Raw genomic sequence first — 14,147 nt, 5'->3', positions numbered from 1 at the left:
GACGCCCGGACATGAAGAAGTGGATCGGAGCCGCCGCGTGGAGCGCGAAGGAAGCGCGCGTGGGCGACCGGCTGCCCTATGCGCGGCTGGTGGATGAAAACACCGTTTTGCTGCGCGATGGATCGGTGATGAGCGCGATTCAGGTGCCGGGGTTGCTGTTTGAAACCGAGGATTCCGACGCGCTGAACGCCCACGCCGCCACGCGTGAGGTGATGCTGCGCTCCACCCTCGATGCGCGGTTTGTAATGTATCACCACGTCATCCGCCGCCGGGTTGAGGTGGAGCTGGACGCCGAATTCCCCGATGCCCTGTCGCGCCATATCGACGCGCGCTGGAAGCAGCGGTTGGCGGGCGGATCGCTGTTCATCAACGATCAGTTCGTCACCCTGATCCGCCGCCCCGCGCGCGGCAAAACCGGGTTGCCCGAACGCCTCTCCAAACTGTTCTCGCGCAGCCGTCAGGATGAGCTTGAGGCCGACCCTAAGGACATCCGCAGCCTCAAGGCCGCGATCACCGGGCTGGTCGCCTCGCTGCAAAATTACGGCGCGGCGGTGCTGGGGGATTATCAGGCACCCGGCTCGGCAGGCACGAACTCCGAGATGCTGGAGCTGCTCAGCGCGCTGTATAATGGCGAAATGCGCCCGGTGCGCCGTCCTGCACCGGAAACCGATATCGGCCATATGCTGCCCTATCGCCGAGCTAGTTTTGGCCTTGATGCGATGGAGCTGCGCGGGTCAGCCGCGCCCGATTTCGCCGCGATCCTCGGGCTGAAAGACTATCCCGAGGCGACCTCGCCCGGTCTGCTCGACAATCTGCTGCGGCTGCCGTTCGAAATGGTGGTGACGGAAAGCTACGCCCCCAACGAACGCACCACGGCGAAAGAACGCATCGACCTTGCGCTGCGCCGTTCGCGCTCGGTGGATGAAGAAGCCGCTGCCGAACGCGCCGACATGATGGCGGCGCGCGATGCGCTGGGCAATGGTGCGGTCGGGTTTGGCGATCATCACCTGACCGTGCTGGTGCGCGAACGCTCGCTCCCCCGGCTCGATGACGCCATGGCGTCCTGCGCCGCGGCGCTGGCCGATACCGGCGCGATTGCGGTGCGTGAGGATACCAATCTTGAACCCGCGTTCTGGGCGCAGTTCCCCGGTAACGAGGAATATATCGTGCGCCGCGCGCTGATATCCTCGGCCAATATGGCGGGCTTCGGGTCGTTCCACGGCTTTGCGCTGGGGCAGGCCGCAGGCAACCACTGGGGCGATGCGGTGACGCTGCTGGAAACCACCAGCGCCACCCCGTTCTTCTTCAATTTCCACCACGGGGACTTGGGCAATTTCTCGGTCATTGGGCCATCCGGCTCGGGCAAGACCGTGGTGATGAACTTCCTTGCGGCCCAAGCGCAGAAGTTCAAACCGCGCACCATCCTGTTTGACAAGGATCGCGGGGCGGAGCTGTTCATTCGCGGGATCGGCGGGCGCTATGACCGGATCGCGCCGGGGATGCCCACCGGGTTCAACCCGCTCATCCTGCCCGATACGCCTGCCAACCGTGCGTTCCTGCGCGATTGGCTCGCGGTGTTGTTGAAGGCCGATGGGCCAGAGGAATTTTCGACCATCAGCGCCGCGGTTGATGCGACCTACGCCAATGATCCATCGCTGCGGCGGCTGCGCCACTTCAAGGAACTGCTCGCGGGCGCGCGTCGCCCGACACCGGGCGATCTGGCGGATCGGCTGGCGGCGTGGATCGGGGAAGGCGAACATAGCTGGCTGTTCGACAACGAACGCGACCGGCTCGACCTCTCGCAGCGCGTGCTCGGCTTTGACATGACCGCGCTGCTCGAAAACCCGCGTCTGCGCACGCCGACCATGATGTATCTGTTCCACCGGATTGATGAACGGCTCGATGGTCAGCCGACTATGATCCTGATCGATGAAGGTTGGAAGGCGCTGGATGACGAGGTGTTCGCCGCGCGCATTCGCGATTGGCTGAAGACGCTGCGCAAACGCAACGCGCTGGTCGGGTTTGCCACGCAAAGCGCGCGTGATGCGCTCGACAGCCGGATTTCGACCGCGCTGGTCGAACAGACCGCGACGATGGTGTTCATGCCCAACAGCCGCGCGCGGCCAGAGGATTACTGCGACGGGTTCGGGTTGACGAGCCACGAATTCGCGCTGATCCGCTCGCTACCCGCGCACTCGCGCTGCTTCCTTGTGCGTCAGCCCGATGCATCCGTGGTTGTCCGCCTCGACCTGTCGGGCGCGCCGGAGGTGCTCACCATCCTGTCAGGCCGCGAAAGCGCGGTGCGCAGGCTCGATCTGCTGCGCGAAGCGGTGGGGGATGAGCCGGCCGCTTGGTATCCCGCGCTCACCGGGCGCGAGTGGCCCGATGGCGTGGTGGACGAAGACGGCCAGCCTGTCTGGCAGGCCGCGGAATGACCACCGCGTGCGATCTGGCCGCCCAGTCGATGGGCACCGGGGTGGCCGCCGCGCTTTCGGCGGTGGACTGCATCGCCAGCGGGGTATCCGAACAGGCGTTCAACCGGCTGTTTGGCACCGAAGGCCAGCTGACCTTCGCGTTGACGCTGATGTTGGTGCTGTATGTCAGCTTCTTTGCGATTTCGCTGATGCTGGGGCGATCAAACCTTGGGGTGCGCGCGCTGCTGCCCAAGGTGATCACACTGGGGCTGGTAATGGGTTTTGCCACCAGTTTTGTGGCGTTTTCGACGATTTTCTACAACATCTTCATCGGCGGGCCGGACCAGATCGCAGGCATCTTGACCGGCGTGCGAGGTGAAAGCGCCACGACGGTGTTCGCGCAGAAACTCGACGTGGTGTTCCTCGCGATCCAGCAGGCGAGCGGGGATACCAAGGATATCAATGCCTTTTCGCCGCCGGGCATGATGTGGTTTGGCGCGATGCTGCTGCTGCTCGGCACCGTGGGCCTGCTGGTGGCGGCGCGGATTGCGCTGGCGCTGCTGCTCGCGGTGGGGCCGATTTTCGTGGTGCTGGCCTTGTTCGAAGGCACGCGCGGGCTGTTCACCGGCTGGCTCAAGGGGCTGACGATGATGGCGCTGGCACCGCTGTTCGCGGTGCTGGGCGGGTCGATCATGCTCGAACTCGCGGTGCCGATCCTCGCCGCGCTGGTGGCGGTGCCGGGGCAGATCGATCAGCAGGCGGCGATGGCGTTCTTTCTGGTCGGCGCGGTGCACATGGCGTTGATGTTCATGGCGTTGAAGGTGGCGGGCACGATGGTTTCAGGCTGGCAGGTGTTCGGGCTGGTTCCGGACAAGCAGCGTGGCCGCAGCAATGATGCCCCGCGCTCCGCGCCCCCACCCGTGATGGCCGTGACCACGCCGCGCAGCACGAATATCGCGTCTGGCAATCCCGGCCTTGCCCCGCGCAGGGTCGACCTAGGCACCCCTTCGCCCGCGCTTGCCGGCAATGATACCGGGCCTGCGGGCAATGTTTCACGTGAAACACACGTCTTTGCCACGTCTGGTGGCGGACAGGTGGTGCCGCTCAACCCCGCCACTTCGCGCACCCGCGGCATCGGCAACCGCTTCCGTTCGGCCAGCAATACCAAAGGCGGAGCCAAGCCCGCCATGACCACCCCACCGGAGACCTACCAATGATCCGAGCCGTGATTCTTCCCGCGCTCGCCTTCGCGCTGACTGCCCCCGCTGCGGCGCAGGACGCCCGACTGCAAACGCTGGTCTATGATGAGGCCGCCGTGGTGCGGATCGACGGCAAGGTGAAGGTGCAGACCACCATCAAATTCGCCCCCGATGAAGTGATCGAAAACGTCGCCATCGGGGACAGCGCGGCGTGGCAGGTGCAGCCAAACAAGGCGCAGACGATCCTGTTCGTCAAACCTTTGGAACCCGCCGCGCGCACCAATATGACGGTGGTGACCGACCGGCGCACCTACCTGTTCGATCTGGTCGCATCCCCGCGCAATGCCCCGCTTTACGTGCTGCAATTCCGCTATCCCGAGCTGGAAAAGGCCGAGGAAGAAGCGCGGCTTGCTATGGCGGCCGAGGCTGAGGCGGAGGCCTTGCGTGCGGCGGCCAACCCGCTGGAGCTGGCGGCTGCCAATGATCCCTATGCGGTGTCCGATCCGGCTAGTCTGAACTTCGAATGGGCGAGCGCGGGCGCGGTTGAACTGCTGCCCAGCCGCGCCTTTGACGATGGTGATGCAGTGTTCCTGAGCTGGCCCACGGGCACTGCAATCCCGGCCATTCTCGTGACCAATGACGATGGCGATGAAGGCCCGGTCAACTTCACCGTGCGCGGGGATACGGTGGTGGTTGACGGGGTGCCGCCGCAGATCATCCTGCGTTCGGGCCGCGATACCGCCACGCTCACCAATACCGGCCCTGCCGCTCCGTCGGCGCGCAGCGCCGGGCTGTCGGGCAAGCGGGGATCGTGATGATTTCGAACCACATTCACTTCGCCAAGGAGACCGAATAATGCGTCTGGCCATGCGTTTACCGCCGAAAAAGGGCGATGGAGCAGGTAGCGAAGCGGTTGATCCGCGGGAGCGCGAATCGGCGGAAATCATCGATCTCGCCAGCCGCGCGGCGTTCCCGGCTGTTACCGACCGCAAGGCGAAAGGTGACAGCCTTGGGCTAGCGGTTGGGGTGGCTCTGGTCGCGCTTTTGGGCGCGACCACGTTCTGGGCGATGAATTCGGCACGCACGCCAGAACCGCAGGGGATCGGCAATCCCGCCGTGGCCCCGCCGCAGGCCGCTGCGCCTGCGACGGTGCAGCCCGTGGCCGATCCTGCGCTGCAACCAGCCCAACCGCAGCCCGATCCCGCGCCAGCGCCCGTTCTGGCCAATAACCCCGCGATGATGCCGGGCGCGGCGATCAATCCCTATGCCAGCCCGCAATTGGTGTTCGACGCCAGCCGCGCCGCCAGCGCCTCGCGCCTTGCCGAGGCTCCGTTGGGCGCACCGGCAGGCAGCGCGGCGGGTGATGTGGCAGGCACCGGCGGTGCGGCCGCCTTTGCCAGCCGTATCGGCGGGGTGGGCGGCGCGCCTGCACAGGCGCGGCCGATGACCAATCCTTCGACCACAGTGACCGAAGGCACGCTGATCCCCGCGATCCTTGAAACCGCGATCAACACCGATGTTCCGGGCTTTGTCCGCGCGGTGGTGAGCCAGGATGTGCGAAGTTTTGATGGCAAGCGCATTCTCGTGCCGCGTTCGTCGCGGTTGATCGGGCAGTATCAGGCGGGCGTGCAGCAAGGGCAGCGGCGCGCCTATGTGATCTGGACGCGGCTGATCCGGCCGGATGGCGCTTCGGTCAACCTTGCATCACCCGCGATCGGGTTTGACGGGACGACCGGGCTGGAAGGTGACGTCAACAGCCACTTCTTCAAACGCTTTGGATCGGGCCTGCTGCTGTCAGTGATCGGCGGGCTGGGCGCGGTTGCGACCGGCGGCGTCGGCGGCGTGATCGTTGCGGGCGGCGCGCAAGGCGCGGCGAGTTCGGCGGTGCAGGCCAACGGCGAGATCAGCCCGACCATCCGCGTGCGCATGGGCGAACCGATCCGGGTGTTCACCGCGCGCGATCTCGATTTCAGCACGGTCGGCAACTGAGTGGAGCAATGAGCGCGGATATCCACCGACTGGGCATGGGTGAGGAGCCTGACAGCGCCGCGTTGAGTGCCGAACGCAGCGTCTATCTTGACGCCTATCTCGCGCCGTTCCGCCGCTGGCTTGATCGTGACACTGTGACCGAAATCATGGTCAACCGACCCGGCGAAGTGTGGATCGAGGATGCGTCGAATCCGGGGATGCAGCGGATTGATACCCCCGAAATTGATGACCGGCTCGTGCAGCGCCTCGCCGAACAGGTCGCGCGCGTTTCGCACCAAGGGATCAACCGCGAACACCCGCTGCTGGGTGCCACCCTGCCAGACGGCGCGCGGGTGCAGTTCTGCGGCCCGCCTGCCAGCCGCAAGCATTGGGTAATGGCAATCCGCCGCCATCGCAGGCTCGACTTGCCGCTTGATGCCTATGACACCGGCCCGCTGGTGGGCGAGGGCCATGTCGACCTGCCCGACCCGCAATCGCAGCCGATTGCGTTTCTGCGCGCAGCGATCCGGGCGCGGCGCACGATCCTGATTTCGGGCGGCACCAGCACCGGCAAGACCACCTTTCTCAACGCCATGCTCGGCGAAATCCCGCGCGCTGAACGGGTGGTGATGGTCGAAGACACGCCCGAGTTGAAGTTTCCGGGAGAAAACGCGGTCGGCCTGGTCGCGATCAAAGGCGAGCTGGGCGAGGCCAAAGTCACCGCCAATGAATTGCTGCAAGCCGCCTTGCGCCTGCGGCCCGACCGGATCGTGCTGGGCGAATTGCGCGGCGCGGAAAGTGTCAGTTTTCTGCGCGCGATCAACACCGGGCATCCGGGCAGTTTTTCGACCATCCACGCCAATAGCTTGCGCGGCGCGCTCGAACAATTGTCGCTGATGGTGATGCAGACCGGGATCGGGCTGACCCGCACAGACACCATCGCCTATGCCGCCAGCGTGATCGACGTGATCGTGCAACTGGGCCGCGATGCCAATGGCAAACGCGGGATCACGCAGATTGCTGATAGCCGGGATCTGGTATGATGTCCGGTCTGCGCCGCCAGAGGTGGCCCGTCAGCACAAGCTGTCAAATTGACATTGGTGTGACAAGCACATCTTCCTGATTTACACCTTGCAGCCTAGCGAACATGGGGTTGCGAGTGTCGTGATCGATCAAGCGGCGCGAGGCAGAACAGGGAAGCGATGAGCACGTCACCGATTGCCACTGAGGATGTTTCCGCCAGCACAAGCACCGTGCAGATGGTTGAACTTGGCCCTGACGAATCGCCCTATTTCAACCGCGAGCTATCGTGGCTGCAATTCAACCAACGCGTGCTGGCAGAGGCCTGCAACGAACAATATCCGCTGCTGGAACGCCTGCGCTTCCTGTCGATTTCGGGCAGCAATCTTGATGAATTCATGATGATCCGCGTGGCCGGGCTGGTCGGGCAGGTGCAGCGCGGGCTGGAAACACCGTCGCTTGATGGGCGTAGCCCTTCGCAGCAACTCGCCGCGATCCGGCAAAAGCTGGCTGAATTGTCGCAGCGCCAGCAAGCGATCTGGCGTTCGGTGCGCGATGGATTGGCCGGGGCTGAAATCCACATTGCCGATGAACAGCGCATCAGCCCTGCCGCCTACAAGTGGCTGAAAGCGTTCTTCCTTGAAGAAATCCTGCCGATCATCACGCCGCAGGCGCTCGACCCGGCGCATCCGTTCCCCTTCGTGCAGAACGAAGGCATGGGCCTGCTGTTCACGCTGACCCGCGACGAGACAAACGAACAATTGATCGAAATGGTGCTGATCCCCAGCGCGCTGCCGCGGTTTGTGCGGGTGCCGCATAGGGTGACGGGCGAAAGCGGGGTGCTGTATATTTCGATCGCGCGGCTGATCCAGCGCTATGCCGGCGCGCTGTTCCCCGGCTTCACGATCGAAGGCGACGGGTTGTTCCGCGTGCTGCGCGACAGCGACATCGAAATCGAGGAAGAGGCCGAGGATCTGGTGCGCACCTTCCGCAGCGCAATCCAGCGCCGCCGCCGCGGGCAGGTGATCCAGTTGGAACTGGAGGAAGATTTCGATCCTGCCGCCGAGGCGCTGCTGCTTGAACAATTGGGCATCAATGAAGCCGCGGTAATCAAGACCGATGGGATGATCGGGATCGACGGGCTGGCCGAAATCGTCCGCGAAGACCGGCCTGACCTGAAGTTCGACGCCTATTCGCCGCGCTTTCCCGAACGCATCCGCGAACATGACGGCGATGCCTTTTCCGCGATCCGCGAAAAGGACATCATCATCCACCACCCCTACGAAAGTTTTGAAGTGGTAGTTGATTTCATCCGGCAGGCCGCCGCCGATCCCGATGTGGTGGCGATCAAGCAGACGCTTTACCGCGCGGGATCACAAAGCGCGGTAATCAATGCCCTGATCGAGGCGGCAGAGGCGGGCAAATCGGTCACGGCCGTGGTCGAATTGAAGGCCCGGTTTGACGAAGAACAGAACCTCAAATGGGCGAGCAAGCTTGAACGCGCCGGGGTGCAGGTGATCTACGGTTTCACCGACTGGAAAACCCACGCCAAGGTGGCGATGGTGGTGCGCCGCGAGGGCGAAAGTTTCCGCACTTACTGCCATTTTGGCACCGGCAATTATCACCCTGTCACCGCCAAGGTTTACACTGATCTGAGCTTCTTCACCGCCGACCCCAAACTGGGGCGCGATGCGGCCAAGATGTTCAATTTCGTCACCGGCTATGTCGAACCCCATGCGCTCGAACGCATCCACATCGCGCCGATCGATCTGCGCGCCGAAATCTATCGCCGGATCGATATCGAGATCGCCCATGCGCAGGCAGGCAAGCCAGCGGCGATCTGGTTCAAGTGCAACCAGCTGACCGATGAAGGCGTGATCGATCGGCTCTATGCCGCCAGCAATGCCGGGGTGCAGGTGGAACTGATCACGCGCGGCATCTGTTGTTTGCGCCCTGGGGTGGCGGGCCTTTCGGAAAATATTCGGGTCAAATCGATAATCGGCCGCTTCCTTGAACACAGCCGTATCTATGCCTTTGCCAATGGTCACGCCCTGCCGAGCACGCAGGCGGCGGTGTTCATCTCATCGGCGGACATGATGAGCCGCAATCTGGATCGCCGGGTTGAGGCGCTGATCCCTATCCTCAACCGCACCGTGCATGATCAGGTGCTGCAACAGGTGCTGCTGGCCAATATGCTTGATACCGAACAAAGCTGGTGGTTGCACCCCGATGGCAATTATTCGCGGGTTACGGCAGCCAAGGAAGACGGAGCAAAACCATTCAACTGCCACCGCTATTTCATGACCAACCCGTCGCTATCGGGGCGCGGCGGGGCGCTTGAAGCGGGCGCGGTGCCCAAGCTGACCATGCGCCGGGGGGCGGCCTAGTGACCTATCCAAAACGTCGGGGTGAGCTTGGCAGCGTGATTGCCGGAAGCAGGCCCGAACGTGCGATCATCGACATCGGTTCGAACACCGTGCGTCTGGTCGTCTATGGCGGCACGATGCGCGCGCCCACCGTGTTGCTCAACGAAAAGGTGACCGCCAAACTGGGGCGTGACATCGCCAGCGCGGGCAGGCTGGCCGACGAAGCGATGGCGTTGGCGATGCGCGGGCTGAGGCGGTTTGCATTGTTGCTGGTCGATCTGGGCATCACCGATATTGAAACGGTGGCCACAGCGGCGGTGCGCGATGCAGCCAATGGCCCTGAATTCGTCGCGCAGTTGCAGGCTATCGGCCTTCAGCCGCGCGTCATCACGGGCGAGCAGGAAGCCTTGCTCAGCGCCCACGGGGTGATCGGCGCGTTCCCGCAAGCACGCGGGATCGTGGCGGATCTTGGCGGGGGTAGCCTTGAACTGGTGCGCGTTGCTGGCGGGCAGACCGACAGCGCCAGCACGCTGCCGCTCGGCACCCTGCGCCTGCCCGATCACCGCAAGGGCGGGCGGGCAGAGATGGACAAGTCGCTCGACAAGGCGATCCGCAAGGCCGGGTGGGATCTATCGGGCAATGCGCCTGATGCGAACGGCGCGCTCTATCTGGTCGGCGGAACGTGGCGGGCGATGGCGGTCTATGCGATGGCGGCGCGCGGATACCCGCTCAGCGATCCGCACGGGTTCGAACTCGACTCCGATGCCGCGAACGAACTTGCAAAGGGCCTAGCCTCGACCGAAAGCCAGGTAATCAAAGGCCGCGAACGGATTTCGGCGATGCGCGCTGAAAAGCTGCCCGATGCCGCCGTGCTGTTGCAGGCATTGCTGGCGCGGCTGGCACCCGCAAAGGTGGTGTTTTCATCATGGGGTCTGCGCGAAGGGCTGATTTATGATCGCCTGCCAGCGCATACCAAGGCGCAAGACCCGCTGCTCGCCGGGATCGCGGTGTTTGCCAGCCAGCGCGGATCGGCTCCGACGCTGGCGACGCGGCTGGCAGCCTGGACGCTCGACGCGGCGCCCGCGCGCGAACATGGCAGCGAACGGCTGCGGCTGGCAGCAACCATGCTGGCACTCGCCGCAATGCAGATCGAACCGAACATCCGCCAGCCGCAAGCCATCAACTGGGCGCTGCACAAACGTTGGGTGGGGATCAATGCCATGGAACGCGCGATGCTCGCCGCTGCGATTTCCGCCAATGGCAACCAGCTGAATCTACCCGCCCGGGTGCGCGCGCTCGCAAGCGAGGAGGCGCTGGAGGAAGCGGTGCGCTGGGGTCTGGCGCTGCGGATCGCCCGGCGGCTGGGCGCGCAGTCGCGCCGCTCGCTCGAAGTCAGCCGGCTGGTGGTGGAAGACACCGCGCTGGTTTTGAAACTGGCGCACAGCCACGCCGCGCTGTGCGGCCAGTCGACCGAAAAGGATATAAAGCTGCTGGCCGGGCGGTTGGGGCTTGGCTGGCGGGTCGATATCGTGCCCGACGCCGAACTGGTATAAGCCCGTGCGGCGCCTGAGCATTTTCAGCGCGTGATGCGTCAGCATCTTAGCGCGCTGGTATTAAGCGTTTGACGGTTGTTTCCTTGATAGTCCGGTTCATCCGCTCGGTCTGACCGTTGCGCCAGGGGTGATTGATCTTAGTTTCTATGCACCGCATATCGACCATGAGTGTCGTTCAGGTGGCTTCGGGCCAACGCCATAGGGAAGTAGCCAATGGCGTATGTCCTGAACGTCTTCATCGGTTCTTTGTCACCAGCCACTTCGGGCAGTCGGCTGATTGCGCGGCGCTGCAGGCAGCGATGCAGTGACGGGCATGTCAGAACGCGGGATTGTGGCCTGCTGGCGTAGAGGCAGTCATCCAGCGCCCGATGCGGCTTGCAAACGGGGCGAGGGGGTCTATTCTCGCTAAACGTTCGCAGGGGAGGCGGTGCCATGACAATCCACCAGGTTTCATTTCCGGTCACAGCTGCGCTGCTGATGGGCCTGACCGCTTGCAGCCCGGCCAAACAGACCATCGACCCCGCGGGCGAAACCTTTGCCGCAGTGGCACCTGATGAGGTGATCACGCTTACCGGAACCGAACCGTTCTGGGGCGTCCGGATATCAGGGGGGCAAGCAAATTATGCCAACCCCGATCATCCCGAAGGCTATGACTTTGCGGTTGAGCGGTTCGCTGGAAACAACGGGCTGGGCTTTTCGGGCACGATGGAAGGGGCCGCAGTCACTATCACGCTTACGCCCGGTGCGTGCAGTGACGGGATGAGCGACCGCACCTATCCCTATGTCGCCACTATCGCCTTGGGTGACGAAACCCTGCGCGGGTGCGGCTATACTGACCGGCAGCCATTTACGGGCGATGCCGCGCCGTAAACGGCGGGGTTGATACGCCCTGATCCTAGAACAGTCCCGGAATCTCGAACTGCGCGGCATTGGGCCGTTGGGGCTGCAGCATCTGGTGCTCTGGCAGATCGAGTCCGGCGCGCGCGCGCTGGGTTTGATTCACGCCGCCCGCAATTGCGATTTGCCCGCCGGTAATCGGCGCTGCGCATGAGCGCCCGGCCAGAAAATCGAGTGCGGTCGCAATTGAGGCTTCCTGCGGATCACCAAGCGCGCGTGAGAGGTCATCGCCCGCGCTGCAAGTATTCGGCATTACGCTAGCCAGACCCGAAAAATATTCGCCCTGGTCATTGGCGTTGACCGTTTGGAAGGTGACCGCGCGCACCCGCAGATCACATGCGGCAAGATCAAACCCGAACTGGCCGACCGGCTTACCAAACGAATTGGCACCGATCAGCGCGATGTTATCGTTCAGATAGGGGATCATGCTGTTGGTGACCAACTCGCTTGCCGATGCGGTCGCACCGGTGGCGATGAAGGCGACACGGCTGGGGGCAATCGCGTTGACTTCGCTGCGAAACAATCGTGTTTCGTTCTCGGCTGCCTTGGATGGGCGCAAGATGGTGCGGCTCCACACCTGTCCGATGCGTCCTTCACCCATCAGATCGCCCATCGTATCGGCCACACTCACCAGCCCGCCGCCATTATAGCGCAGGTCAATGATCAATTCGGTCACGCCCTGCGCGGCGAATTGGCCATAGGCCTGGCGCAACTGTTCTGCGGCGTCAGCAACAATGAAGGTGCGCAGGTTGAGATAGCCCACCTGTTTGCCGCCATCATTGAGGATCAGCGTGCCAAAGCGGTCTGATACCGGATCGAGCGAAAAATCGGTCTTGGTGATGCTGCTTTCGATGGTTGCGCCGCCGGGTTGGACAAAGCGCAGCACCCGTGTTGTACCTGCGGTGGACGGGCCAAGTGCATCGACCACCGCCTGCGCGCCTCCGCTTGCCATCAGGCTGGATACGGTTTGCAGGTTGGCGCTGGTGGTGCCGATCGCGGTAATCTCGCTACCGCGATCCAATCCGGCGGCAAGGCCGTTGGCACCTTCAAAAGCTTCCGCCACGAATACCCGGCGTGCAGCATTATCAAACGCCAGACGGATGCCGAAGCCCGCGCTGGAGCCGGAATTGATCAGCGCGTTTTCTTCGGCAATCGAGGTTGCAAAGGTGAACCCGCGATCACGGTTCTGCGCCCGCGCCGGGGCGACCCGCGCATCAAGGTAGGCTTGCAGGCTGTTGACGCTGGTCTGATTGACCGTGGCCAGCAGATCGGGGAACAGATACCATTCATTGAGCACCTGATCGGCAAAATCCTGCTGGGCACGCAGCGAACAGGCTGAAGGTGTCGGAGTTGGTGTGGGCGCAGGGGTCGGCCCGCCGCCGGTATTGGGCGGTGGGCTTGACGATCCGCCGCCGCCACAGGCAGCAAGACTGGCGGCGAGAACGAAGCTCAATGCGGTGCGACCGACATGCATGGCGAGTGATAACTCCGGAATCGTAAAGGATCAGAGGCGGGCTAAGCCCTGTTTTCTACATCGAAGAGATGCAATGTCACCGGTGCAAGAGCAAGGATCGGCGCATCCAAACTGTGCAATAGGGCTGAAACCGTGACCTTTTTGCCTGCATTTGCTGAGTTTTCCGCAAAAACCGGCGAAAACCGCCTTGCCAAGTCTCGTTTCTCGGCGCTGGCTGGACTAGCACGAGGGGGATGGAACGACAGAATCATGACTGATTTTCCGGCCTGGCTCACGGCGCACGTGCCTGCGCCCGCGCGTCATCCCGGCCTTGCGGTGGCGGTGCTGGGATCGGCGCAGACGATGGCGCGCGGCGGATTTGCGCTGACCAGCCCGGCGTTTGGCGCGGGCGAGGAAATGGACGCCAGCTTCACCGCGTGGGAAGAAGACGCCGTCGCCCCGCCGCTGGAATGGAGCGCGCCGCCGCCCGGATCGCACGAATTGGTGCTGGTCGTTGAAGATGCTTCGGGCGCTTTGGCCAAGGGGGGCGCTGAACCAGCGTGCCACTGGCTAGTCTGGGGCCTCGCTGCGCAGCGCGGCAAGCTGCTTGAAGGCGAAGTGCCGCCGCGCACTGGCAAGAACGCGTTTGGCAATTCCGAATGGCTGTTGCCCGACCCGCCCGAGGGTGAGACGCGCCACTATCTGTTTCAACTGTTCGCTACCGACCTGCCGCTTGTGCTGATGCCTGGCGCGGGGAGGGCGGAACTGCTCGCATCGCTGCAAGGGACGATTACCGCCTGCGCAGTGCTCCACGCTACCTTTACCGGGGGCGGGAGTGATGATGCGGGCTGGGAAGATGATGAGATTGACTAAACTGCCACTATGACAAGGGAGTAGAATATGGCTGGCTCGACCAACGCACTGCAGAAACCCGTGACACTTTCCGGTGATCTCGAAGCGGTCATCGGCAAGGGTCCGATGACCCGCGCTCAGGTGACATCGAAGGTGTGGGAATACATCAAGGCGAACAGCCTTCAGGACACCAAGGACAAGCGTCAGATCAATCCCGATGCCAAGCTGGGCGCGGTGATCGGCAAAGACCAGATCTCGATGTTCCAGATGACGGCTGCGGTGTCCAAGCACCTCAAGTAAGCGTGCCGGGCACCATCGCGGTGCCTTGCCACTTGCGCAATATCGGCGGCGCGCGGCCTGTTATGGGTCGCGCGCCGTCGTGTTTTGGCGGTGGTTGGGCCTGTGCGGCGCACCGGTAATTCCAG

The 14,147-nt window shown here is 63.4% G+C and carries 12 protein-coding genes and 1 pseudogene; 10 read left to right on the top strand and 3 right to left on the bottom strand.

Annotation, left to right across the window (positions count from 1 at the left end; all coding sequences use genetic code 11):
- Window positions 1-11 precede the first annotated feature (11 nt).
- The 7 genes from ABIE62_RS12875 to ABIE62_RS12845 all read left to right on the top strand — a co-directional run bounded on the left by ABIE62_RS12875 (window position 12) and on the right by ABIE62_RS12845 (window position 10,520).
- Window positions 12-2,435, top strand: coding sequence for a VirB4 family type IV secretion/conjugal transfer ATPase (locus ABIE62_RS12875; protein WP_354326609.1), 2,424 nt, complete (start codon window positions 12-14; stop codon window positions 2,433-2,435).
- Window positions 2,432-3,631 carry a TrbL/VirB6 family protein gene (locus tag ABIE62_RS12870; RefSeq protein ID WP_354326607.1) on the top strand — a complete coding sequence of 400 codons (1,200 nt, stop codon included), beginning with the start codon at window positions 2,432-2,434 and terminating at the stop codon, window positions 3,629-3,631. Before ABIE62_RS12875 ends, ABIE62_RS12870 begins: the two co-directional genes overlap by 4 nt.
- A complete protein-coding gene (locus ABIE62_RS12865) occupies window positions 3,628-4,428 on the top strand; it encodes a TrbG/VirB9 family P-type conjugative transfer protein (protein WP_354326605.1) in 801 nt (266 codons plus the stop codon). Before ABIE62_RS12870 ends, ABIE62_RS12865 begins: the two co-directional genes overlap by 4 nt.
- A 40-nt stretch (window positions 4,429-4,468) precedes the next feature.
- Entirely contained in the window at window positions 4,469-5,602 is a 1,134-nt protein-coding gene (locus ABIE62_RS12860) for a TrbI/VirB10 family protein (RefSeq protein ID WP_354326603.1), read from the top strand.
- An 8-nt stretch (window positions 5,603-5,610) separates the two neighbouring features.
- The gene (virB11, locus tag ABIE62_RS12855; protein ID WP_354326601.1) at window positions 5,611-6,624 is read left to right on the top strand and encodes a P-type DNA transfer ATPase VirB11; all 1,014 of its coding nucleotides are present in this window, start codon (window positions 5,611-5,613) and stop codon (window positions 6,622-6,624) included.
- Window positions 6,625-6,783: 159 nt separating this feature from the next.
- A complete protein-coding gene (locus ABIE62_RS12850; protein ID WP_454184819.1) occupies window positions 6,784-8,988 on the top strand; it encodes an RNA degradosome polyphosphate kinase in 2,205 nt (734 codons plus the stop codon).
- Window positions 8,988-10,520: a Ppx/GppA phosphatase family protein gene (locus tag ABIE62_RS12845; protein ID WP_354326600.1), complete on the top strand. Its 1,533-nt coding sequence runs from the start codon at window positions 8,988-8,990 to the stop codon at window positions 10,518-10,520. The genes ABIE62_RS12850 and ABIE62_RS12845 overlap by 1 nt, the downstream gene beginning before the upstream one ends.
- A 64-nt stretch (window positions 10,521-10,584) precedes the next feature.
- On the opposite strand, the pseudogene ABIE62_RS12840 reads toward ABIE62_RS12845, so the two are convergent.
- A pseudogene (locus ABIE62_RS12840) lies at window positions 10,585-10,882 on the bottom strand (hypothetical protein); the annotation flags it as partial.
- Window positions 10,883-10,952: 70 nt separating this feature from the next.
- Between ABIE62_RS12840 and ABIE62_RS12835 the strand changes: the two are divergent.
- Window positions 10,953-11,390: a COG3650 family protein gene (locus ABIE62_RS12835; protein ID WP_354326598.1), complete on the top strand. Its 438-nt coding sequence runs from the start codon at window positions 10,953-10,955 to the stop codon at window positions 11,388-11,390.
- Window positions 11,391-11,415: 25 nt separating this feature from the next.
- Here the strand turns inward: ABIE62_RS12835 and ABIE62_RS12830 are convergent, their stop codons facing one another.
- Complete coding sequence (locus tag ABIE62_RS12830; protein ID WP_354326597.1) at window positions 11,416-12,891, bottom strand: S41 family peptidase; 1,476 nt, start codon at window positions 12,889-12,891, stop codon at window positions 11,416-11,418.
- Window positions 12,892-12,932: 41 nt separating this feature from the next.
- The gene (locus tag ABIE62_RS12825) at window positions 12,933-13,142 is read right to left on the bottom strand and encodes a hypothetical protein (protein ID WP_354326595.1); all 210 of its coding nucleotides are present in this window, start codon (window positions 13,140-13,142) and stop codon (window positions 12,933-12,935) included.
- Here ABIE62_RS12825 and ABIE62_RS12820 point away from each other — a divergent pair.
- Complete coding sequence (locus tag ABIE62_RS12820; RefSeq protein ID WP_354326593.1) at window positions 13,141-13,743, top strand: YbhB/YbcL family Raf kinase inhibitor-like protein; 603 nt, start codon at window positions 13,141-13,143, stop codon at window positions 13,741-13,743. The two genes, ABIE62_RS12825 and ABIE62_RS12820, sit on opposite strands and share 2 nt — an antisense overlap.
- Window positions 13,744-13,770: 27 nt before the next feature.
- A complete protein-coding gene (locus ABIE62_RS12815; RefSeq protein ID WP_354326591.1) occupies window positions 13,771-14,022 on the top strand; it encodes an SWIB/MDM2 domain-containing protein in 252 nt (83 codons plus the stop codon).
- Window positions 14,023-14,147 lie beyond the last annotated feature (125 nt).

The sequence above is a fragment of the Porphyrobacter sp. MBR-155 genome (assembly GCF_040547625.1).
Classification (GTDB): Bacteria; Pseudomonadota; Alphaproteobacteria; order Sphingomonadales; family Sphingomonadaceae; genus Erythrobacter.
This window is presented reverse-complemented; position numbering and strand designations above follow the sequence as displayed.

Excerpts from the sequence above, each read along its gene's own strand:
- ABIE62_RS12875 (WP_354326609.1), top strand. The coding sequence starts at position 12 with ATGAAGAAGTGGATCGGAGCCGCCGCGTGGAGCGCGAAGGAAGCGCGC.
- ABIE62_RS12870 (WP_354326607.1), top strand. The coding sequence starts at position 2,432 with ATGACCACCGCGTGCGATCTGGCCGCCCAGTCGATGGGCACCGGGGTG.
- ABIE62_RS12865 (WP_354326605.1), top strand. The coding sequence starts at position 3,628 with ATGATCCGAGCCGTGATTCTTCCCGCGCTCGCCTTCGCGCTGACTGCC.
- ABIE62_RS12860 (WP_354326603.1), top strand. The coding sequence starts at position 4,469 with ATGCGTCTGGCCATGCGTTTACCGCCGAAAAAGGGCGATGGAGCAGGT.
- virB11 (WP_354326601.1), top strand. The coding sequence starts at position 5,611 with ATGAGCGCGGATATCCACCGACTGGGCATGGGTGAGGAGCCTGACAGC.
- ABIE62_RS12850 (WP_454184819.1), top strand. The coding sequence starts at position 6,784 with ATGAGCACGTCACCGATTGCCACTGAGGATGTTTCCGCCAGCACAAGC.
- ABIE62_RS12835 (WP_354326598.1), top strand. The coding sequence starts at position 10,953 with ATGACAATCCACCAGGTTTCATTTCCGGTCACAGCTGCGCTGCTGATG.
- ABIE62_RS12830 (WP_354326597.1), bottom strand. The coding sequence starts at position 12,891 with ATGCATGTCGGTCGCACCGCATTGAGCTTCGTTCTCGCCGCCAGTCTT.
- ABIE62_RS12820 (WP_354326593.1), top strand. The coding sequence starts at position 13,141 with ATGACTGATTTTCCGGCCTGGCTCACGGCGCACGTGCCTGCGCCCGCG.
- ABIE62_RS12825 (WP_354326595.1), bottom strand. The coding sequence starts at position 13,142 with ATGATTCTGTCGTTCCATCCCCCTCGTGCTAGTCCAGCCAGCGCCGAG.
- ABIE62_RS12815 (WP_354326591.1), top strand. The coding sequence starts at position 13,771 with ATGGCTGGCTCGACCAACGCACTGCAGAAACCCGTGACACTTTCCGGT.